This is a genomic window from Paraburkholderia sp. (genome assembly GCF_036488505.1).
Lineage (GTDB): Bacteria > Pseudomonadota > Gammaproteobacteria > Burkholderiales > Burkholderiaceae > Paraburkholderia.
In genome coordinates, this window is sequence record NZ_DASXHN010000296.1 from 1 (window position 1) to 1,742 (window position 1,742).

At 64.2% G+C, this 1,742-nt stretch carries 1 protein-coding gene; it reads left to right on the plus strand.

The window, feature by feature from the left end:
* Window positions 1-527 precede the first annotated feature (527 nt).
* A partial coding sequence (locus VGH68_RS17690; RefSeq protein WP_331604955.1) for an enolase C-terminal domain-like protein occupies window positions 528-1,742 on the plus strand: 1,215 nt, incomplete at its 3' end.

Consider the following 1,742-nt stretch of genomic DNA (forward strand, 5'->3'; position numbering starts at 1 on the left):
CGGCGGATTTCTTCGGAAAGGGTGGCGACCACCTTCTCGGTCAGGCTGCTCATTTTTGTGGCTAATTGACGGATTTGCAGCAAAGTATGGCACAGCACTTTATTTGATTCCGCTATGTTCGGCGCGACGAGCGCGGTCTGACTTACGGCGGGGGATACATGCTGTGCATGGCGAGGGGGTCGCTGCTGTCGACGCCTTCGGAGCGGTTGGTTCGTGCTCACCGTGCGCGCCCGACGCGCGGTGAGGCAATAGTTCCGGTCGGGCCTCGGGTGTCAAAACATAAGGACATCAGACGTCTTAGTTTCGCTCAAATCGTGCGTCTCGATGTTGCGATGGCGCGGCCCGATTCGTCTCTATCCGCAACGGTAGCAGGGGTTTTCGGGTAAACGCCGACCTTTACCGGACAAACGGTTAGCGCTAGACTGTCATCAGACAACATATCTTGCGTTCGCAGCTTCATACGCGCGGCCCGGATGCACGCGCAACTCACGGCGGCCGCCTCACTTCCTCACACAGGTGCTTTTCCGATGTCCACCCAATCTGCCGAATCGAACGCCACGCCGGTCGTCACCGAACTGCGTGTCGTGCCCGTCGCGGGCCGCGACAGCATGCTGATGAATCTGAGCGGCGCGCATGGCCCGTTCTTCACGCGCAACATCGTGATCCTGCGCGACAGCGCGGGCCATACCGGCGTCGGCGAAGTGCCGGGCGGCGAAAACATCCGCAAGACCATCGACGATGCGCGCCCGTTCGTGGTCGGCCAATCGATCGGCAATCTGCAGGCGATCCTGAACAAGGTGCGCACGCAGTTCGCCGACCGTGACGCAGGCGGGCGGGGTCTGCAAACGTTCGACCTGCGCACGACGATTCACGCGGTCACCGCGCTCGAGGCGGCGCTGCTCGACCTGCTCGGCCAGCACCTCGGCGTGCCGGTCGCGGCCCTGCTAGGCGAAGGCCAGCAGCGCGACGAAGTGGAAATGCTCGGCTATCTGTTCTATATCGGCGATCGCAACAAGACCGATCTGCCGTACGCGAGCGGCGCCGACGGCCGCGACGACTGGGAGCGCGTGCGCACCGAAGAAGCGATGACGCCGGAAGCGGTCGTGCGTCTGGCCGAAGCCGCGCAGGCGCGCTATGGCTTTAACGACTTCAAGCTGAAGGGCGGCGTGTTGCCCGGCGACGCTGAAATCGAAGCGGTCACGGCACTCGCCGAGCGCTTCCCCGACGCGCGCGTGACGCTCGATCCGAACGGTGCATGGTCGCTCGCCGAAGCGGTGCGCCTGTGCCGCGACCAGCACGACGTGCTCGCCTACGCGGAAGATCCGTGCGGCGCGGAAAACGGCTATTCGGGCCGCGAAGTGATGGCCGAATTCCGCCGCGTGACCGGCCTGCCGACGGCGACCAACATGATCGCGACCGACTGGCGCCAGATGGGACACGCGATCCAACTGCAATCGGTCGACATTCCGCTTGCCGATCCGCATTTCTGGACCATGCAGGGCTCGGTGCGCGTCGCGCAGATGTGCAACGACTGGGGTCTCACGTGGGGCTCACATTCGAACAATCACTTCGATGTTTCGCTCGCGATGTTTACGCACGTCGCGGCCGCCGCGCCGGGCAAGATCACCGCGATCGACACCCACTGGATCTGGCAGGACGGCCAGTTCCTGACGCGGGACCCGCTGCAGATCGTCGGCGGCAAGGTGAAGGTGCCGCGCAAGCCGGGCCTCGGCGTCGAGCTG